16 protein-coding genes are annotated in these 18,784 nt (G+C 65.5%); 2 read left to right on the top strand and 14 right to left on the bottom strand.

Features of this window, described 5'->3' with window-relative positions; genetic code table 11:
* Nucleotides 1–110: 110 nt before the first annotated feature.
* Genes AC25ND_RS23535 through zwf form a run of 3 tightly spaced genes read right to left on the bottom strand, consistent with a single transcriptional unit; the run spans nt 111 to nt 2,972 of the window.
* A complete protein-coding gene (locus AC25ND_RS23535) occupies nt 111–785 on the bottom strand; it encodes a bifunctional 4-hydroxy-2-oxoglutarate aldolase/2-dehydro-3-deoxy-phosphogluconate aldolase (RefSeq protein WP_186596991.1) in 675 nt (224 codons plus the stop codon).
* A 17-nt stretch (nt 786–802) separates the two neighbouring features.
* Nucleotides 803–1,516, bottom strand: coding sequence for a 6-phosphogluconolactonase (gene pgl, locus AC25ND_RS23530; protein ID WP_062360437.1), 714 nt, complete (start codon nt 1,514–1,516; stop codon nt 803–805).
* Complete coding sequence (zwf, locus tag AC25ND_RS23525) at nt 1,503–2,972, bottom strand: glucose-6-phosphate dehydrogenase (protein WP_486976608.1); 1,470 nt, start codon at nt 2,970–2,972, stop codon at nt 1,503–1,505. The genes pgl and zwf overlap by 14 nt, the downstream gene beginning before the upstream one ends.
* A 190-nt stretch (nt 2,973–3,162) precedes the next feature.
* Here zwf and hexR point away from each other — a divergent pair, with 190 nt between their 5' ends.
* Complete coding sequence (gene hexR, locus AC25ND_RS23520; RefSeq protein WP_172402443.1) at nt 3,163–4,026, top strand: DNA-binding transcriptional regulator HexR; 864 nt, start codon at nt 3,163–3,165, stop codon at nt 4,024–4,026.
* Here hexR and AC25ND_RS23515 read toward each other — a convergent pair.
* The 11 genes from AC25ND_RS23515 to edd all read right to left on the bottom strand — a co-directional run bounded on the left by AC25ND_RS23515 (nt 4,019) and on the right by edd (nt 17,259).
* Nucleotides 4,019–4,873, bottom strand: coding sequence for a D-hexose-6-phosphate mutarotase (locus AC25ND_RS23515; RefSeq protein ID WP_028691964.1), 855 nt, complete (start codon nt 4,871–4,873; stop codon nt 4,019–4,021). The two genes, hexR and AC25ND_RS23515, sit on opposite strands and share 8 nt — an antisense overlap.
* 118 nt (nt 4,874–4,991) lie before the next feature.
* Nucleotides 4,992–6,335 carry a carbohydrate porin gene (locus AC25ND_RS23510; protein WP_062360433.1) on the bottom strand — a complete coding sequence of 448 codons (1,344 nt, stop codon included), beginning with the start codon at nt 6,333–6,335 and terminating at the stop codon, nt 4,992–4,994.
* Between the two features lie 77 nt (nt 6,336–6,412).
* Nucleotides 6,413–7,561 carry an ABC transporter ATP-binding protein gene (locus AC25ND_RS23505; protein WP_028691966.1) on the bottom strand — a complete coding sequence of 383 codons (1,149 nt, stop codon included), beginning with the start codon at nt 7,559–7,561 and terminating at the stop codon, nt 6,413–6,415.
* A gap of 3 nt (nt 7,562–7,564) precedes the next feature.
* Nucleotides 7,565–8,410, bottom strand: a complete 846-nt coding sequence (locus tag AC25ND_RS23500; protein WP_062360432.1) for a carbohydrate ABC transporter permease — start codon at nt 8,408–8,410, stop codon at nt 7,565–7,567.
* Entirely contained in the window at nt 8,403–9,311 is a 909-nt protein-coding gene (locus tag AC25ND_RS23495) for a carbohydrate ABC transporter permease (protein ID WP_028691968.1), read from the bottom strand. The genes AC25ND_RS23500 and AC25ND_RS23495 overlap by 8 nt, the downstream gene beginning before the upstream one ends.
* A 188-nt stretch (nt 9,312–9,499) precedes the next feature.
* The gene (locus AC25ND_RS23490) at nt 9,500–10,786 is read right to left on the bottom strand and encodes an ABC transporter substrate-binding protein (protein WP_028691969.1); all 1,287 of its coding nucleotides are present in this window, start codon (nt 10,784–10,786) and stop codon (nt 9,500–9,502) included.
* Nucleotides 10,787–10,901: 115 nt separating this feature from the next.
* Entirely contained in the window at nt 10,902–12,119 is a 1,218-nt protein-coding gene (locus AC25ND_RS23485; RefSeq protein ID WP_186596993.1) for a D-mannose isomerase, read from the bottom strand.
* Between the two features lie 116 nt (nt 12,120–12,235).
* A complete protein-coding gene (locus tag AC25ND_RS23480) occupies nt 12,236–13,690 on the bottom strand; it encodes an ATP-binding protein (RefSeq protein ID WP_182324178.1) in 1,455 nt (484 codons plus the stop codon).
* Nucleotides 13,674–14,369, bottom strand: a complete 696-nt coding sequence (locus AC25ND_RS23475) for a response regulator (RefSeq protein WP_189662194.1) — start codon at nt 14,367–14,369, stop codon at nt 13,674–13,676. Before AC25ND_RS23475 ends, AC25ND_RS23480 begins: the two co-directional genes overlap by 17 nt.
* Nucleotides 14,370–14,479: 110 nt before the next feature.
* Nucleotides 14,480–15,436, bottom strand: a complete 957-nt coding sequence (locus tag AC25ND_RS23470) for a glucokinase (RefSeq protein WP_186596995.1) — start codon at nt 15,434–15,436, stop codon at nt 14,480–14,482.
* Nucleotides 15,433–17,259 carry a phosphogluconate dehydratase gene (gene edd, locus AC25ND_RS23465; RefSeq protein ID WP_028691974.1) on the bottom strand — a complete coding sequence of 609 codons (1,827 nt, stop codon included), beginning with the start codon at nt 17,257–17,259 and terminating at the stop codon, nt 15,433–15,435. The genes AC25ND_RS23470 and edd overlap by 4 nt, the downstream gene beginning before the upstream one ends.
* Nucleotides 17,260–17,525: 266 nt before the next feature.
* Here edd and gap point away from each other — a divergent pair, with 266 nt between their 5' ends.
* Entirely contained in the window at nt 17,526–18,527 is a 1,002-nt protein-coding gene (gene gap, locus AC25ND_RS23460; RefSeq protein ID WP_050704137.1) for a type I glyceraldehyde-3-phosphate dehydrogenase, read from the top strand.
* Nucleotides 18,528–18,784 lie beyond the last annotated feature (257 nt).

Raw genomic sequence — 18,784 nt, 5'->3', positions numbered from 1 at the left:
GAGCGGGCTTGACCCGCGATAGGGCCAGCATTGGCAACACAAAATTCGCAGGCAAAAAAAGGGGCGCCGACCAAGCGCCCCACAAGCCGTGTAGCACACAACGAAATCTGTCAGTCCAGCAATGCCATCGCCTCGGCGCTGCACGCCTCGATCCGCGCCCAGTCGCCGTTCTTGATCCAGCTGCTGTCGAGCATCCAGGTGCCGCCCACGCACATCACATTGGGCAGCGCCATGTAGTTGCGCACGTTGGCCGGGTTCACCCCACCGGTCGGGCAGAAGCGAATGTCGCCGAATGGGCCGGCAAAGGCCTTGATCGCCGCCACGCCACCACTGATCTCCGCCGGGAATAGCTTGAAGCGACGGTAGCCAAGGGCATAGCCCATCATGATCTCCGACGGCGTGCTGATACCCGGCAGCAGCGGAATGTCGCTGTCCACGCCCGCTTCGAGGATGTCCTGGGTGATGCCCGGGGTAACGACGAACTGCGCGCCCGCGGCCTCGACGGCGGCGAACATGCTACGGTCGAGCACGGTACCGGCACCGACGCACAGCTCGGGGCGCTGCTCGCGCAGCACCTGGATGGCCTTCAGGCCATGTTGCGAGCGCAGGGTCACTTCCAGGGTGCGGATGCCGCCTGCGGCCAGGGCGTCGGTCAGGGGCAGGATGTCTTCCTCACGGGCGATGGTGATCACCGGCAGGATGCGCGCCTTGTCGCAGATCGTGTCGATCCGCGCGGCTTTGTCGGCCATCGAGAGCAAAGGCTGTGGGCGTTCGAGGGTGGTCATGACAATGGGTCCTTGGCTCATGGGCACCAGTAGATGTCCAGGGGGTCGTGAAGAAAGGCGCGAATCGGCATTTCGGTAGGGTCTTCGGCCGCCAGGGCAGCACGCAAGGTGGTGAGCTTGCCCGCGCCTTGCACGGACAGGGCGATGAAACCGGCGCCGGCCAGCAGCGCGCGGGTCATGCTCAGGCGCTGGTGCGGCACGCTCGGCGCCAGCATCGGCAGGCAGCGACGCTCGCCGACCTTGGCCAGGCCCTGGCGCAGGTTGGGGCTAGCCGGGAACAGCGAAGCCGTGTGGCCGTCGTCGCCCATGCCCAGCACCAGCACATCGATCGGCGGCAGATCGGCGAGGACCTGGTCGGCCTGCTCGGCGGCGGCCTCCAGGGTCGCGGCGCTCTGGTACAGGCCGATGAAACGCGCCTTGGCCGCACCGCCCTTGAGCAGGTGACGGGCCAGCAGGCCGGCATTGCTGTCGTCGTGTTCCACCGGTACCCAGCGCTCGTCCGCCAGGCTCACGGTGACCTTCGACCAGTCCAGCGCCTCTGCCGCCAGCTTCTCGAGAAACGCCACCGGGCTGCGGCCGCCGGACAGCACCACGCAGGCCTGGCCCTTGCGGACGATGGCCTGGCGCAGGCGCTCGGCCACATCATGGGCCAGGGTCGCCGCCAGGGTTTTCGCGTCAGCCAGCTGATGCGCCTTCACCGTCGCCGGCAGTTGCAGTTCAGATATCGCCATACCAGGCCCTCCCATCGCGAGTGATCAATGCAATCGAGCTCATCGGCCCCCAGGAACCGGCCGCATAGGGCTTGGGCGCGTCGCCGCTGGTCTTCCAGCCGGCGATCAGCTGATCGCACCATTTCCAGGCGTATTCGATCTCGTCCTTGCGCACGAACAGGTTCTGGTTGCCGCGCATCACTTCCAGCAGCAGACGCTCGTAGGCATCCGGAATCCGCGCGCTGCGCCAGGTGTCGGAGAAGTTCAGTTGCAGCGGACCGCTGCGCAGCTGCATCCCCTTGTCCAGGCCCTGTTCCTTGGTCATCACCCGCAGCGAAATGCCTTCGTCCGGCTGCAGGCGGATGATCAGCTTGTTGCCGATCTGCAAACGCTGTTCCGGGGCGAAGATGTAGTGCGGGGTTTCCTTGAAGTGGATGACGATCTGCGACAGCTTCTGCAGCATGCGCTTGCCGGTGCGCAGGTAGAACGGCACCCCCGACCAGCGCCAGTTGCGGATATCGGCGCGCAGGGCGACGAAGGTCTCGGTATCGCTCTGGGCGTTGGCGTTGTCCTCTTCCAGGTAGCCCGGCACCGGCTTGCCGTCACTGAAGCCGGCAATGTACTGGCCGCGCACCACATGGGTGCTCAGGCCTTCGCCGGTGATCGGTGCCAGTGCCTTGAGCACCTTGACCTTCTCATCGCGGATGCTGTCGGCCGACAGGTCGCTGGGCGGGTCCATGGCGATCAGGCAGAGCAGCTGCAACAGGTGGTTCTGGATCATGTCGCGCAGCTGGCCGGCCTTGTCGAAGTAACCCCAGCGGCCCTCGATGCCGACCTTCTCGGCGACGGTGATCTCCACGTGGGAGATCGAATTCTGGTTCCACTGGGTTTCGAACAGGCTGTTGGCGAAGCGCAGGGCGATCAGGTTCTGCACCGTCTCCTTGCCCAGGTAGTGGTCGATGCGGTAGACCCGGCTCTCGGGGAAGAACCGCGCCACGGCGTCGTTGACCCGGCGCGACGACTCCAGATCGTGGCCAATGGGCTTTTCCAGCACCACGCGGGTGCGCGAGGCCAGGCCGGCCTTGTCGAGGTTCTCGCAGATCGCGCCGTAGACCGCCGCCGCCGTGGCGAAGTAGGCGATCAGCGGCTGCCCGCTCGGCGCCTGTTCGGCCAGGGCCTGGTAGCCCTCCGGCTCGACGAAGTCCAGGTGCAGGTAGCTCAGGCGCCCGAGGAAGCGCCCCAGGGAAGCGGCATCGATCTCGGCCTCCGGCACATGGCGGCGCAGATGGGCCTCGATGCTGTTCAGGTGGTCCTGCACGCTGCCCGGCTCGCGGGCCAGGGCCAGCAGGCGGGTATCCGGGTGCAGGAGGTCGGCGCGGTCGAGCTGGTAGAGCGCGGGAAACAGCTTGCGCAACGCCAGGTCGCCGAGGGCGCCAAAGAGGGCGAAGGTGCAGGGTTCGACACTGATCGCGGCCATGATGTTGGTTCTTTTATAAATGTTGGACTAGGAATACCGGTTTCAACCCTGCATTTCAAGGGTTAATGTAGTAAAAACCACAACATCGAATACAGCCATTACAGACAAGTGGTGTGACAATCTTACCGACAGTACGATACACGCCACCGCAAAAAGCCAGCTTCCGACCCAAGGACACACCATGGACCGCGTGCGCAACCTCCTGGAACAGATCCAGGGCCGCCTCGACGAGCTGAACAAGGCCGAACGCAAAGTCGCCGAAGTCATCCTGCTCAACCCGCAACAGGCCACCCGCTTCAGCATCGCCGCCTTGGCCCAGGCGGCCAAGGTCAGCGAACCGACGGTCAACCGCTTCTGCCGCTCGTTCGGCGTCAGCGGCTACCCCGAGCTCAAGCTGCAGCTGGCGCAGAGCCTGGCCAGCGGGGCCGCCTATGTCAGCCGCGCGGTGGAGGCCGATGACGATCCGGCCGCCTACACCCAGAAGATTTTCGGCAGCGCCATCGCCTCGCTGGACAGCGCATGCCAGGCGCTCGACCCGCAGCAGGTCAGCCGCGCCGTGGACATGATGATCCAGGCCCGGCAGATCCACTTCTTCGGCCTCGGCGCCTCGGCCCCGGTGGCCCTCGACGCCCAGCACAAGTTCTTCCGCTTCAACCTCGCCGTGTCGGCCCATGCCGATGTGCTGATGCAGCGCATGCTGGCCTCGGTTGCCCACACCGGCGATCTGTTCGTGATCATTTCCTACACCGGGCGCACCCGCGAACTGGTCGAGGTGGCGCGCCTAGCCCGGGAAAACGGCGCCTCGGTGCTCGGCCTGACCGCCGCCGGCTCGCCCCTGGCCCAGGCCTGCAGCCTGAGCCTGCACATCCCGCTGCCGGAAGACACCGACATCTACATGCCGATGACCTCGCGGATCATCCAGCTCACCGTGCTCGACGTGCTGGCCACCGGCATGACTCTGCGCCGCGGCGTGGACTTCCAGCCGCACCTGCGCAAGATCAAGGAAAGCCTCAACGCCAGTCGCTACCCGATCGAGGACGACGACCTCAACTGAGCCGGTGCGCCTGCAGCCGCAGGTGCGCCCGCTCCCCCGGCGCCAGGCTCAGGCCCTCGCCACTGCCGCTGGCCGCCTCGACGCAGACGAAGCCCTGGCATTCGCGCCCGGTCACGCCCATCAACGGGCGATTGCCCGGGTGCCAGACCACGGTGTCATCGCTGTCGCCGGTGTCGATGCACAGCTCGCGCTGCCAGTCCGGATCCTGCAACTGCACCTTGGGTGTGCCGGGATAGACTTTCTGGCAACCGCCCTTGAGGGTCAGCGCGCCGTCCTCGCGGCAGGCCTGGCGATTGAGGCGATCGTAGCCTTGGATATCCTCGAGCCCGGACAGCGCTATCTTCGACACGTCGCTGATTCGCCAGTAGGCCAGCAGCGCATGGCTCAGCTGACACGGCTCGCTGTCCTGGTGCTCGGTGCTCAGGCTCAGTTCCATGCTCGCGCCAAGCCGGGCGTGCAGGTCGACCTGCCAGTCGCACAGGTCCAGGCGCCACTTGAGGGCCACGCCCTGCTCGTCCTCAAGGCTGTCCACCAGCTTCCAGTCCAGCAGGCGCGCCCAGCCGTGGGCCGGCCACAGGTCCTCGCTGGGATGACGGCCATACCATGGCCAGCACACCGGCACGCCACCGCGGATGGCGCCCACCTGCGGCCACTGCTCGGCGCACCACAGCCAGGGCTTCTCGCCGGCCGGCTGGAAATGCAGCAGTTGCGCGCCCTGGCGGCTGAACACCGCTTGGCAGCTTGGGTGGTCGATGATCAGCACATCGCGCTGCTGGTAACGCTCCCACTCGAAGGTCGGCCTGGGCCGTTGCGAGGTGAAGAAGCGATGTAGCGGATGTTCAGGCATGGTTCTGAGCTCTTTTGTTGTTTGAGATAGCGCTGTCTCACCCCGTGCCCGCTAACCACTGCTGGCCAGTGGTTAGCGGTAAGTCGAGATGGATGGCGTAAATTTACAACAATTTTTCTCAGAATGACGACTGAATCTTCAACCCCGCGACCAGCGCGTTATCCACGTCGTCCACACCGCCCGGGCTCTTGATGTACTGCAGGTTCGGCCGCACGGTCAGCCAGTTGGTGACGTGGAAGCCGTAGTAGAGTTCGGCGTTGTACTCGGTGCGCTGCAGCGGCACGAAGCCCGGATTGTCGTAGTCGTTGATACCGCTCTGGGCATTGAGCAGCTCGGCGCGCTTCTTCACGTCGTCATTGACGTGGATGCGGGCGATGCCGAAGCCGATGTCGTCCTTGGGTCGGGCGTCGAAGGCACCTTTGTAGACCAGGCCGACCTGCTGGTAGTTGTCGACCACGTTGGTGGCCTTGTCGTGCACGGTGAAGTTGGCGAACAGGCTCAGGCCGCGATTGACGTCGCCGGCATGGGCGGTGACCTGCTGCTGCGCCACCACCCACCAGCCGTGCTTGCTGGAGTGCGACTTGAACGCCGCGCCGGTCAGCGCCTGCGGGTTGCCGTTGATGTCGTCGTACACGTCGTCGGCCTTGGCGGTGCTGTAGTAGTAGCCCAGGCGGTACTCGCCCGGCAGGCCGTTGACCTTCGGCGACCACACCGCCTCCACCGGCAGGATCGCGCCCTTGGTGCCACTGCCGCTGAGCTTGAAGCCGTTGCCGGTCTCCAGGTTCGACGGGTTCTGCTCGTAGGCGCCGACCTGGACGAAGAATTCCGGGGTGATGTTGTACTTGACCCGCAGCGCCCACTGGCTGACCGGCCAGTTGTACCAGATGCCGCCGACCCAGTTGCCCACCTGCGAGCCGCAGAAGGCCAGGTTCTGGAAGTCGCAGGGGAAGCTGTTGAAGTCCTCGCCCTCGCCGAAGCGGCCGACTTTCACATCCAGCGCGCCGTCGAAGTACTTCTGCTTGACCCACATCTGGGTCAGGCGCCAGGTCTGGCCGCGCCCCCAGACTTCCTGCACCGAGCTGAACTGCCCGGCACGCGGGTCGCTGATGCGGTCGTTGGACAGGTTGCGGCCGCTACGCTCGGTGATCGCCAGCTTGAACTCGGTGTCCTTCCAGCCGAAGATCTTCTCCAGGTCCAGGTGCGCACCCAGGGCGAACTGGTCGCTGTAGCGCGCGGTCTTGTCGTTGTTGTAGCCGCCGTGCAGGTTGCCGGCCACCTCGCCGACGTAGTCGAGGGTGAAGTCGTAGCCCTTCTCCAGCAACTCGGTGCGGGTGCCGCCCCAGTCGCCGGTCATCCATTTCGATTCCGACGAGAAAGCCTCGGCGGCCTGGGCCCCGCTGCTGCCGACCACGGCCAGCAGTGCCAGTGAGCCCAGTGTCCTGATGCGATTGCGATGTTCCATCCCTTTGCGTCCTCTTTTCTTGTTATTAACAGAACGAATCAACGGCCTGATCTTTCCTGTGGGAGCGGCCGCCGTTCTTAACGACCTTTGAAACGCGTCACGTTGTCCTTCACGGCGGTGGCGGCAAGGTCCAGGCGTTCGCCGCTGCCGGCGTCGAACAGCAGAACCCGCGCCGGGTCGAACTGCAGGTTGAGGCTGTCACCGACCCGGCATGCCACATCCGGCGCCAGACGGCAGCAGACCTTGGTTTGATTGAGGGTGACGAACACCAGCAGGTCCGGGCCGGTGGGCTCGGTGACCTGCACTTCGGCGCGGATGCCCGGCAGGCCATTGCCCTGCTCCGCCCCCAGGGCGATCTGCTCCGGGCGCACGCCGAGGATGATCTCGCGACCTTCCAGCTCGTCCGCCACCACGCCCAGCGGCAGCTCGCAGCGCGCCTGGCCGCTGTCGAGCAGCGCCAGCACGCGACCGTCCTGCTTCGTCAAGCGCACCGGAATGAAATTCATCGGCGGCGAGCCAATGAAGCTGGCGACGAACAGGTTGGCCGGGTCGTTGTAGATCTGCTGCGGCGTGCCGAACTGCTGGATGATGCCGTCCTTCATCACCGCCACCTTGTCACCGAGCGTCATCGCCTCGATCTGGTCGTGGGTGACGTACACCGTGGTGGTCTTCAGGCGCTGATGCATCAGCTTGATCTCGGTGCGCATCTCCACCCGCAGCTTGGCATCGAGGTTCGACAGCGGCTCGTCGAACAGGTAGATCTTTGGCCGGCGCGCCAGCGCTCGGCCCATGGCCACCCGCTGTTGCTGGCCACCGGACAGCTGCCCGGGCTTGCGCTCGAGCAGGTGCTCGATCTGCAGCAGCTTGGCGACCCGCGCCACCTCTTCGTCGATGGCGGCCTGGGACATCTTGCGGATCTTCAGGCCGAAGGCGATGTTGTCGCGCACGTTCATGGTCGGGTACAGCGCGTAGGACTGGAACACCATGGCGATGTCGCGGTCCTTGGGGCTCATGCCGCTGACGTCCTCGTCGTCGATGAGGATCGCCCCGCCACTGATGCTCTCAAGGCCGGCGATGCAGTTCATCAGCGTCGACTTGCCGCAGCCCGAGGGGCCGACCAGGATCAGGAACTCGCCGTCCTTGATCGCCAGCTGGATGTCCTTGAGCGTGTCCGGCAGGCCCACGCCGTAGGTCTTGTGCACATTGCGAAGTTCGAGTGTTGCCATGACTTACCCCTTGACCGCGCCGGCGGTCAGCCCGCGCACGAAATACTTGCCCGCGACCACGTAGACCAGCAGCGTCGGCAGCCCGGCGATCATCGCCGCGGCCATGTCGACGTTGTATTCCTTGGCACCGGTGCTGGTGTTGACCAGGTTGTTGAGGGCCACGGTGATCGGTTGCGAGTCGCCGCTGGAGAACACCACGCCGAACAGGAAGTCGTTCCAGATCTGGGTGAACTGCCAGATCAGGCAGACCATGATGATCGGCGTCGACATCGGCAGGATGATCCGCCCGAAGATGGTGAAGAACCCGGCGCCGTCCAGGCGCGCGGCCTTGACCAGCGCCTCGGGGATGCTCACGTAGTAGTTGCGGAAGAACAGCGTGGTGAAGGCCAGGCCGTACACCACGTGCACCAGCACCAGCCCGCTGGTGGTGCTGGCCAGGCCCAGCTTGCCGAGGGTGAACGAGGCCGGCAGCAGCACGGTCTGGAACGGCAGGAAGCAGCCGAACAGCAACAGGCCGAAGAACAGCTGCGAGCCACGGAAGCGCCACATCGACAGCACATAGCCGTTGAGCGCGCCAATGGCCGTGGAAATCAATACCGCCGGCACGGTGATCAGGATCGAGTTGACGAAGTAGCCGCTGACCGTGGCCCAGGCCTTGCTCCAGCCGATGGCGGTGAACGCGGTGGGCCAGCTCAGCAGGTTGCCGCTGCCGATGTCCTCGGGGGTCTTGAAGCTGGTCAGCAGCATCACCACCAGCGGCACCAGGTACAGCAGCACGGCCAGCAGCAGCACGGCGTGGACGGCGACGCGGCTGAGGTTCAGCGCCGGTTTGTCGATCGGGCTAGTCATGGCGTTTCCCCCGCAGCTCGGAGTACAGGTAAGGCACGAGGATTGCCAGGATGGCGCCCAGCATGAGGATCGCGCTGGCCGAGCCCATGCCCATCTGCCCGCGGCTGAAGGTGAACGAGTACATGAACATGGCCGGCAGGTCCGAGGAGTAGCCCGGGCCACCAGCAGTCATCGCCGCCACCAGGTCGAAGCTCTTGATCGCGATGTGCGAAAGGATCATCAACGAGCTGAAGAACACCGGGCGCAGGCTGGGCAGCACCACGGTCCAGTAGATGCGCGGCAGGCTGGCGCCGTCGAGCTGGGCGGCGCGGATGATCGACGGGTCGACGCCACGCAGACCGGCGAGGAACATCGCCATGATGAAGCCCGAGGCCTGCCACACGGCGGCGATCACCAGGCAGTAGACCACGCGGTCGGGGTCGATCAGCCAGTCCAGGCGAAAGCCTTCCCAGCCCCAATCGCGAAGCAGCTTGTCCAGGCCCATGCCGGGGTTGAGCAGCCACTTCCAGGCGGTACCGGTGACGATCATCGACAGGGCCATGGGATACAGGTAAATGGTGCGGATGAAACCTTCGCGGCGGATGCGCTGGTCAAGCAGCACGGCAAGGAACACGCCGATGGCCAGGGTGATGCCGATGAACAGTCCACCGAACAGCAGCAGGTTCTTGCTCGCCACCCACCAGCGGTCGTTGTCGAACAGCCGGGCGTACTGCGCCAGGCCCGCCCACTTGTAAGTAGGCAGGAAGGTCGAGGTGGTGAACGAGAGGACGAAGGTCCACAGGATGTAGCCGTAGAAACCCACCAGGACGATGAACATGCTCGGCGCCAGCACCAGCTTCGGTAGCCAGCGCTGCAGCGCGTCCAGGGGGGATGCCCGCAGGCGGGCGGTTGCTGTGGTCATGGTTCAGATCTCGTTTCGAGAACGACTCGGAGCCCTGTGGGAGCGGCCTTGCGTCGCGAGAGGGCTGCGCAGCAGCCCCGGGGCTTGATGAGCTAAGCCGGAGGGACTGTCCTGCTGGGTTCCGGGACCGCTACGCGGTCCTTTCGCGACACAAGGCCGCTCCCACAGGAAGCCTCGCCAGACAAGGACTACTGAGCCGCCTTCACCGCCGAGTAGAGTTTCTTCGCCGCATCCGCAGGATCGGCCTTAGGATCGTTGATGTAGTTGGTCACCACATCGAAGAACGCTCCCTGCACCGCCAGCGTGGTGGCCATGTTGTGCGCCATGCTCGGTTGCAGGCCGCCGGTCTTGGCGTCGGCCAGGAAGTCCTTGGCCGCGGTCTGGGCGCAGCTGTCGAAACCGTACTTGCCCATGTCGGCGAGCATGTCGTTACGCACCGGGATCGAGCCTTTGTTGATGCTGAAGACCTTCTGGAAGTCCTCGCCCAGCACCTTGCGGGCGATGTCCTGCTGGCCCGCTGCGGTACCCTTGTCCTTCTGCTTGAACACCACCAGCGAGTCGATGTTGTAGAGGAAGGCCTGGTCGGTGCCTGGGAAGGCCACGCACTGGTAGTCCTTGCCGGCGGTCTTCTTGGCCAGGGTCCATTCGCTCTTGGCCCAGTCGCCCATGATCTGCATCCCGGCCTTGCCGTTGATGACCTTGGCCGCCTCCAAGTTCCAGTCCTGGCCCTTGCCGTCAGGGTCCATGTAGGTGGCGACTTTCTTCAGCTCGGTGAGCGCCTTGACCATCTCGGGACCTGTCAGGGCATCCTTGTCCAGTTCGACAAGGGCCTTCTTGTAACCCTCGACGCCCATCACCGAGAGCACCACATTCTCGAACACGGTGCTGTCCTGCCACGGCTGGCCACCGTGGGCCAGTGGGATGAAACCGGCGGTCTTGAGCTTGTCGGCAGCGGCGTAGAATTCATCGAGGGTGGTCGGGGCCTTGTCGATACCGGCCTTCTTGAACACTTCCGGATTGATCCACAGCCAGTTGATACGGTGGATGTTCACCGGCACGGCCACATAGTCGCCGTCGTACTTCACGGTGTCGGCGACTTTCTTGTCGAGCAGGCTATCCCACTTCTCTTCCTTGGCAACGTCCTTGAGCACATCGGTGTCGAGCAGGCCGGTGGATGCCCACTCCTGGATATCCGGGCCTTTGATCTGCGCCACTCCAGGGGGGTTACCGGCCACCGCGCGACTCTTGAGCACGGTCATGGCGGTAGAGCCACCGCCCCCGGCCACGGCGCCGTCCTTCCAGGTGAAACCGTCCTTCTCGACCTGGGCCTTGAGCACATCGACCGCGGCCTTTTCACCGCCGGAGGTCCACCAATGGACGACTTCCACACTGCCTTTGGAATCGGCGGCCTGGGCACTGAGGGAAAACAGGGAGGCAAAGGAGATCGCGGCGGCGAGACGAAGCGTCGAATGCATGGGAATACCTTTCTTGTTGTTATGCGAGGCAAGACTGTCGCTTGCATGGCATGGAGTGTAGGGAGCCCGCGCCCGCCGCCAGGTAACGAACGGATGCGCGAATGTCATCGTTTGGTTACAAAGCCAGGGCCGTGGCCAGGCTCGGCGCCAGCGGCAGGCGGGGCAGCAGCAGGGCCTGGTAGGCGTGGTAGAGGTCGGGTTTGCCGCCCCAGATCCGCGCGCTGGGCAGCAGCGCCGGGTCCAGCTCGTGATGCCAACTGCCGTGGCCGCGGTCGATGAAGTGGCTGGCGATGAAGTCCCAGAAGCAGCGATACCAATGTTCATATTGCGCCTCGCCGGTACGTCGCAACAGGGCCGCGGCGGTGGCGCTGGCCTCGGCATGCACCCAGTGCAGGCGTTCGCGCACCACCGGTCGGTTGCGCCAGTCCAGTGTATAGACCAGCCCCGGGGCGCCATCAGCCTGCCAGGCATGGCGGCAGGCACTGTCGAACAGGCCCCTGGCGGCGGGCAGCAAAGCAGCCGGCGCCGGCAATTGCGCCCGCTGCAGGGCCGCTTCCAGGTGCAGCACCAGACGGGCCCATTCGAAGGCATGGCCGGGCGTGGTGCCGTAGGGACGGAAGCCGTCGGCGGGGTTGTCACGGTTGTAGTCGGGTAACGCCTGCCAGAGCGCGTCGAAATGCTCGGTGACCCGCAAACCATCGGCGGCGGCCTGGGCCAGGATCAAGCGTTCGACGATCCGCAGGGCGCGGCGCAGCCACAGCGTGTCGCCGGTCACATCGGCCAGGGCGAGAAACGCCTCGACGCCGTGCATGTTGCTGTTGGCGCCACGGTAAGCCTCCGCTTGCCCCCAGTCGCGGGAGAACGACTCGCGCAAGGCGCCCTCCTCCTCGCACCAGAAGCGCTGCTCGATGACCCGGACCACGGCATCGAGCAGTGCCTGGGCCTGCGTGACACCCGCTACCACCGCCGAGCTCGCGGCAAGGGCGACGAAAGCATGCAGGTAGGCGGCCTTGCCGGTGTCGCCGTGGCCTTCGGGCTGGGCGTACCAGCCGTCGTGCTCCTGGTCGCGCAGCGGGCCCAGCAGGGCCTCGACGCCATGCTCGACCAGCTCGCGGCAACCCGGAACGCCCTGGATATGCGCCAGGGCGAAGCTATGGGTCATGCGCGCGGTGTTCATGGTCTCGGCCAGGGCGCAACGGGGCAGGCGGCCTTCGTCGTCGAGGTTGCCGAACCCCTGGGGCAGGCGCGAAGCCCTGGCGAAGGCAAGCAGGCGCAGGGCCTCGGCGTCGAGCCAGGCATGGTGTGTCGGGGAGTCGATCCAGCGGTTGGCCATGGACGTGGTCTTCCTTGTTGTTGTCAGCCGATTCTAGTCAGCCGTCCTGGCTGGCATGTCACGAAGACCGGCTCGATTGTCACCATTTAGTGACATCAGGCCCCTGTAGGAGCGTGTCAATCGGTTGTACGGGGTAGGTACAAGGTCACCCGCAGTCCACCCTCACGCAGGTTGAACAGGCTCACCTCGCCACCATGGCTGTGGGCGATGTTGCGCGCGATCCCCAGCCCCAGCCCATAGCCCTGCTGCTGCCCGGCCAGCCGGAAATGCGGCTCGAACACCTGCTCCAGGCGCTGCTCCGGCACCCCCGGCCCCTGGTCGTCCACCTGCAGGACAAAGCTCTCGGCACTGTCGAGAATCCGCAGGTGCGCCCGCTCGCCGTACTTTATGGCGTTATCGATCAGGTTGCCGATGCAGCGGCGCAGGGCCAGTGACTTGCCGGGGTACGGCGCCAGCGCCTGCCCCTCGAGGGTGATGCGCCCGTCGCCGAGGTAAGGCTCGGCAAGCATCTCCAGCACCTGGTTGAGGTCAATCGGCTCGATGTTCTCGTGAATGTCGGTGTCCTTGACACATTGCAGCGCGCCCTTGACCAGCAGCTCCAGCTCATCGAGGTCGCGGCTGAACTTCGCTTGCAGCTTCTCGTCCTCGAGCAGTTCGACCCGCAGCCGCAGGCGCGTGATCGGTGTGCGCAAGTCATGAGAGATGGCGCTGAACAGCTGGGCGCGCTCGGTGAGATAGCGGCTGATCCGCTCGCGCATGCTGTTGAACGCCCGCCCCACCTCGACCACTTCGCTGCCGCCGCCCTCGGCCACCGGGGCCACATCGGCGCCCAGCGACATTTCCCGCGCCGCCCGCGCCAGGCGCTTGAGCGGCCGGCTCTGCCAGTGCACCAACAGGCCGATGAACAGCAACAGCAGGGCAGTGGTCATGGCAATGAAGCCGATCTGCTGACGCGGCAGGCGCTCGGCCTCGAGGCTGGTGTAAGGCTCGGGCAGCAGCGAGGCGATGTACAGCCACTCGCCCTCACCCAGGCGGATCTGGGTCACCAGCACCGGCGGGTTGAGCGGCTCCAGGGTCAACGAGTAGTGCGCCCAGGAGCGAGGCAGCTCATCGAGTTTCAGGCCGCTGTTGAAGATCCGCAGGTCGTCGGGGCTGACGAATTCGACGGAAATTTCCATCTGCTGGCCCAGGCGCTCATGCAACACGTCCTGGAACACGTCGATCACCGCCTGCTTGCGCGGGGTGATCGGCAGCACCGGCATATCCAGCGGCTTGACGTTGAGCGAAACGAAGAAGCGCGTTCCGCCCATGCTGCGCAACTGGTCGAGGACCATGGGCCGGTAGGCCACCGGCAGCGAACGGAAGTAGCTGACGCTGGCGCTCATCGAATGAGCCAGGCTGCCAGCGCTGGCACGCAGGCCCTGCAGCTGGCTGGCGCGCAGTTGCGCCACCCAGATCAGGCTCGACAGCCCCTGGGCCAGCAACACCACCAGCAAGGTCAGCAGCAGCATGCGCCCCAGAAGCGAGCGCGGCAGCAGGCGCCAGCGGCGTTCGCTAGGCCGGGCAGACATTGGCCGCCAGCAGGTAGCCGCTGCCGCGCACGGTGCGGATCAGCCGAGGGGGTTTTTCCGTGTCGCGCAGGCGCTGGCGCAGGCGACTGACCGCCATGTCGACGATACGGTCCAGCGGCATCGGCTCGCGCCCGCGGGTGGCGTTGCCGATGGTGTCGCGGTCGAGGATCTGCTGCGGGTGGTCGAGGAACAGCTTGAGCAGGGCGAAGTCGGCGCCGGAGAGGATCACCTCTTCGCCATCGCGGTGGAACAGGCGATGGCTGACCGTGTCCAGGCGCCAGTCGTCGAAGGCCAGTACCGCGCTGGCCGGCGCCGCCTGAGCGAAATCGGCGCGACGCAGCAAGGCCTTGATGCGCGCCTGCAGTTCACGTGGACTGAAGGGTTTGCCGAGGTAGTCATCGGCACCCAGCTCCAGGCCGATGACCCGGTCGGCCTCGTCGGAACTGGCGGTGAGCATGATGATCGGCACCCGCGCCTGGCGTGGATGCTGGCGGACCCAGCGGCACAGGCTGAAGCCATCCTCGTCGGGCAGCATCACGTCGAGGATCACCAGGTCATAGGGGTTGGCATCCAGGGCACGGCGAAAGCCCTGGCCATCGGGTTCGGCATGGACCTGCAGGCCGCAGCGGGCGAGGTAGGTCTGCAACAGTTCGCGGATGTCCTGGTCGTCATCGACCATCAGGATCGATTTGCCGGCAGTGGTCACAATGGTCAGTCCTCTTGTTATTCGCAGATCTTAGTGTCTGCTGTGAGGGCCAATCGCCGATGCGACTTGCCCCGCGATGACGCTCAATGATCCAACGCTTGCTGCAAGGCCACCCCGGCACCCAACAACCCGGAAAACTCCGCCGTCACCAGCCATACCGGCACCCCGGCGAAATAACCACTCATGCAGCCCTTGTCGGCGAAACTCGCGGCGAATCCGCTGCCCAGGAACAACTCGGCGAAACGCGGAATCACCCCACCGACAATGTAGACCCCACCCCGGGCGCCCAGGGTGAGCACATTGTTGCCCGCCACCCGCCCGAGGAAGCGGCAGAACTGCTCGATCACCGCCAGTGCCCGGGGCTCGCTGGCCAGGGCCGCGTCGGTAATCTGCGCCGGAGTCTTGTGCGTCGGCGTGGCGCCGTCGAGCACACAGATCGCCTGGTACAAGCGCACCAACCCACCGCCACTGAGCACCGTCTCGGCGCTGACATGTCCGATCTGCCGGTGAATCTCCTGGTGGATCGCCGCCTCGCGGGCGTTGCCCACCGGCAGGTCGACATGCCCGCCCTCCCCCGGCAGCGCCAGCCAGTGCTCGCCCAGGCGCAGCAGGCTGCCCACGCCCAGGCCGGTGCCGGGGCCGATCACCAGCGCCGGGCGCGACGGATCGGCGTGGCCTGCGCAGACCTCGCGGAACTCACCGTCGCGCAGGCGCGTCATGCCCAGGGCCATGGCGGAAAAATCGTTGATCAACAACAGGCGCTCGACCTGCAGCGCCTGGCAGAACGCGCTGCGGCTCAGGCGCCAGTGGTTATTGGTGAAGCGGAATTCGTCGCCGTCCACGGGGCCGGCCACTGCCAGGCACACCGCCGCTAGGCCGCCACGGGCGATGCCCTGGTCGGCGAGGTAGGCCTCGATGGCCTGCTCGGGGCTGGTGTAGTCGGCGGTGGCCAGCACCTGGACCGCCTGCAGCTCATTGTCGCGCCACAAGGCGAAACGTGCGTTGGTGCCGCCGATGTCGCCGACCAGCAAGGCCTTCATTTGAGATTCTCCAGGGCCGAGGTGAAGGCGCTCGCGCCCTGTTCGGCCGAACTGAACGCCACGCGCATGAAGCCGAACAGCTCGCGCCCGCAGCCCAGGTCGTTGCCCGTGGGCGGCTCGGGCAGTTCACGGCTGGCCAGCTCCTCGGCCGAGACCATGATCCGCAGCGTGCCTTCGGCACCATCGACACGCACGATATCACCATCGCGCACCCGCGCCAGCGGGCCGCCATCGAAGGCTTCCGGGCACACGTGAATGGCCGCCGGAATCTTGCCCGAGGCGCCGGACATGCGCCCGTCGGTAACCAGCGCCACCTTGAAGCCGCGATCCTGCAGCACACCGAGGAAGGGTGTCAGCTTGTGCAGCTCAGGCATGCCGTTGCAACGCGGGCCCTGGAAGCGCACCACGGCGACGAAGTCGCGCTCCAGCTCTCCGGCCTTGAACGCATCGGCCAGCGCTTGCTGGTCGTGGAACACCCGGGCGGGCGCCTCGACCACGCGATGCTCCGGCGCCACCGCCGATACCTTCATCACGCCGCGCCCCAGGTTGCCCTCCATGACCCGCAGGCCGCCCTCGGCGGAGAACGGTCGTGCCACCGGGCGCAGAATGCTTTCGTCGAGGCTGTCCTTCGGCCCTTCGCGCCAGACCAGTTGGCCATCTTCGAGGAACGGCTCTTGGGTATAGCGGCGCAGGCCATGCCCGGCCACGGTGTTGACGTCCTCGTGCAGCAGGCCCGCGTCGAGCAGCTCGCGAATGAGGAACGCCATGCCGCCGGAGGCCTGGAAGTGGTTGATGTCGGCCTTGCCGTTCGGATAGACGTGGGACAGCGTCGGCACCACCTCGGACAGGTCGGCCATGTCCTGCCAGGTCAGCTGGATGCCGGCGGCCTGGGCGATGGCCGGGATGTGCAGGGTGTGGTTGGTCGAGCCGCCGGTGGCGTGCAGGGCAACGATCGAGTTGACCAGCGCCTTTTCGTCGACGATCTCGCCGATGGGCATGAAATTGCCGCTGGCCTTGGTCATGCGCGTGACCTGGCGCGCGGCCTCGGCGGTGAGGGCGTCGCGCAGCGGCGTATACGGGTTGACGAACGAGGCGCCCGGCAGGTGCAGCCCCATCACCTCCATCACCAGCTGGTTGGTGTTGGCGGTGCCGTAGAAGGTGCAGGTGCCCGGACCGTGGTAACTCTTCATTTCCGATTCGAGCAATTGCTCGCGGGTGGCCTTGCCCTCGGCGTAGCGCTGGCGCACATCGGCCTTTTCCTTGTTGGAGATGCCCGAGACCATCGGCCCACCCGGCACGAAGATGGTCGGCAGATGACCGAAGCGCAACGCGCCCATCATCAGGCCGGGAACGATCTTGTCGCAGATGCCCAGCATCAGGGCGGCGTCGAACATGTTGTGCGACAGGGCGATGGCGGTGGACATGGCGATCACTTCGCGGCTGGCGATGGCCAGCTCCATGCCCGGCTCGCCCTGGGTCACGCCATCGCACATGGCGGGCACGCCGCCGGCGAACTGGCCGACCGAGCCGACTTCGCGCAGGGCCTGCTTGATCTGTTCGGGGAAGTGCTGGTACGGCTGGTGCGCCGAGAGCATGTCGTTGTAGGCCGAGACGATGGCCACGTTGGCGGCGTTCATCAGGCGCAGGGTCTGCTTGTCCTCGCCGCCACAGCCGGCCACGCCATGGGCGAAGTTGGCGCACTGCAGGCTGGCGCGCATGGGTCCGTCACTGGCCGCCCCACGGATCAGCTCAAGGTAGCGTTCACGGGTACGGCGGCTGCGGGCGATCAGCCGTTCGGTGACCTCAAGGATGCGCGGATGCATGTACTGGACTCCAGGCTAACTGTGGGGCGGCCTCCACTGGCCATTTCCCCTCCAAACGATTGCGACCTAGGCTGTAGAAACAGGTGCCTGGACCGTTCGAAATGGGGCTGACCCGACCACTCGTTGTATGTTTAAACAAAATACTGCCAGCAAAAAGGCTTGTTTTCTATCTCTCGGTGAATAATCTTGTAATTCCAATAACAAAACCGTTTCAGTGAAGCTGCTCTTTGTGCCACAGGCTTCACCCGACTGCCAGAGGTAACGCCATGACCCTACGCATCGCCATCAACGGATTCGGCCGCATCGGACGCAACGTCCTGCGCGCACTGTACACGCAGGGCTACCGCCAGGACCTGCAGGTCGTCGCCATCAACGACCTGGGCGACAGCGCGATGAACGCCCACCTGCTCAAGTACGACAGCGTCCACGGCATTTTCGACGCCAGCGTCGAGGCCGACCATGAAAGCCTCACCGTCAATGGCGACCGCATCGCCGTCAGCGCCATCCGCAACCCCGCCGAATTACCCTGGAAGACCCTGGCCATCGATGTGGTGTTCGAGTGCACCGGGCTGTTTACCGAACGCGCCAAGGCCGCCGCGCACCTGACGGCCGGCGCCGCCAAGGTCATCGTCAGCGCGCCGGCCAAGGGCGCCGACGCCACCGTGGTGTACGGGGTCAACCACGACGTGCTGCGCGCCTCGCACCAGATCATCTCCAACGCCTCGTGCACCACCAACTGCCTGGCGCCGATCGCCCAGGTGCTGCACCGCGAGTTCGGCATCGAGCAAGGCCTGATGACCACCATCCACGCCTACACCAACGACCAGGTGCTTACCGACGTCTACCACGGCGACCCGTACCGCGCCCGCTCGGCCACCCAGTCGATGATCCCGAGCAAGACCGGCGCCGCCGAAGCCGTGGGCCTGGTGCTGCCGGAGCTGGCCGGCAAGCTCACCGGCATGGCCGTGCGGGTGCCAGTGATCAACGTGTCGCTGGTCGACCTCACGGTCAACCTCAAGCGCGAGGCCAGCGCCGACGAAGTCAACCAGCTGTTCCTCGAAGCCAGCCGCCACTCGCGGGTGCTGGGCTACAACGCCCTGCCGCTGGTGTCGTGCGACTTCAACCACAACCCGCTGTCGTCGATCTTCGACGCCAACCACACCCGCGCCAACGGGCGCATGCTCAAGGTGCTGGCCTGGTACGACAACGAATGGGGCTTCTCCAACCGCATGCTGGACAACTGCCTGGCGTTGTTCAACGCCAGGTGAAGTCTTGCACGATCCCTTGCAGGTGGTCGCGCAGAGAGCTGTATCCCTGTGGGAGCGGCCTTGCGTCGCGAAAGGGGCGCGTAGCGGCCCCAGATTCTGAGCCATCTTCGAAATTGCCGGGGCTGCTGCGCAGCCCTTTCGCGACGCAAGGCCGCTCCCACAGGGGGGTAGTTCCCTACGCGACAGCGTAGCCCGCAGGGCTGGGTGGTCTCCTAAAGAGACCGCGTTAGCCGCAATATTTACCTGTTCGTGACATT

Source organism: Pseudomonas sp. P110(2024), from assembly GCF_057480795.1.
This window is presented reverse-complemented; position numbering and strand designations above follow the sequence as displayed.

Coding starts and splice junctions, on each gene's coding strand:
- AC25ND_RS23535 (WP_186596991.1), bottom strand. CDS start 785: ATGACCACCCTCGAACGCCCACAGCCTTTGCTCTCGATGGCCGACAAA.
- pgl (WP_062360437.1), bottom strand. CDS start 1,516: ATGGCGATATCTGAACTGCAACTGCCGGCGACGGTGAAGGCGCATCAG.
- zwf (WP_486976608.1), bottom strand. CDS start 2,972: ATGGCCGCGATCAGTGTCGAACCCTGCACCTTCGCCCTCTTTGGCGCC.
- AC25ND_RS23515 (WP_028691964.1), bottom strand. CDS start 4,873: ATGCCTGAACATCCGCTACATCGCTTCTTCACCTCGCAACGGCCCAGG.
- AC25ND_RS23510 (WP_062360433.1), bottom strand. CDS start 6,335: ATGGAACATCGCAATCGCATCAGGACACTGGGCTCACTGGCACTGCTG.
- AC25ND_RS23505 (WP_028691966.1), bottom strand. CDS start 7,561: ATGGCAACACTCGAACTTCGCAATGTGCACAAGACCTACGGCGTGGGC.
- AC25ND_RS23500 (WP_062360432.1), bottom strand. CDS start 8,410: ATGACTAGCCCGATCGACAAACCGGCGCTGAACCTCAGCCGCGTCGCC.
- AC25ND_RS23495 (WP_028691968.1), bottom strand. CDS start 9,311: ATGACCACAGCAACCGCCCGCCTGCGGGCATCCCCCCTGGACGCGCTG.
- AC25ND_RS23490 (WP_028691969.1), bottom strand. CDS start 10,786: ATGCATTCGACGCTTCGTCTCGCCGCCGCGATCTCCTTTGCCTCCCTG.
- AC25ND_RS23485 (WP_186596993.1), bottom strand. CDS start 12,119: ATGGCCAACCGCTGGATCGACTCCCCGACACACCATGCCTGGCTCGAC.
- AC25ND_RS23480 (WP_182324178.1), bottom strand. CDS start 13,690: ATGTCTGCCCGGCCTAGCGAACGCCGCTGGCGCCTGCTGCCGCGCTCG.
- AC25ND_RS23475 (WP_189662194.1), bottom strand. CDS start 14,369: ATGGTCGATGACGACCAGGACATCCGCGAACTGTTGCAGACCTACCTC.
- AC25ND_RS23470 (WP_186596995.1), bottom strand. CDS start 15,436: ATGAAGGCCTTGCTGGTCGGCGACATCGGCGGCACCAACGCACGTTTC.
- edd (WP_028691974.1), bottom strand. CDS start 17,259: ATGCATCCGCGCATCCTTGAGGTCACCGAACGGCTGATCGCCCGCAGC.
- gap (WP_050704137.1), top strand. CDS start 17,526: ATGACCCTACGCATCGCCATCAACGGATTCGGCCGCATCGGACGCAAC.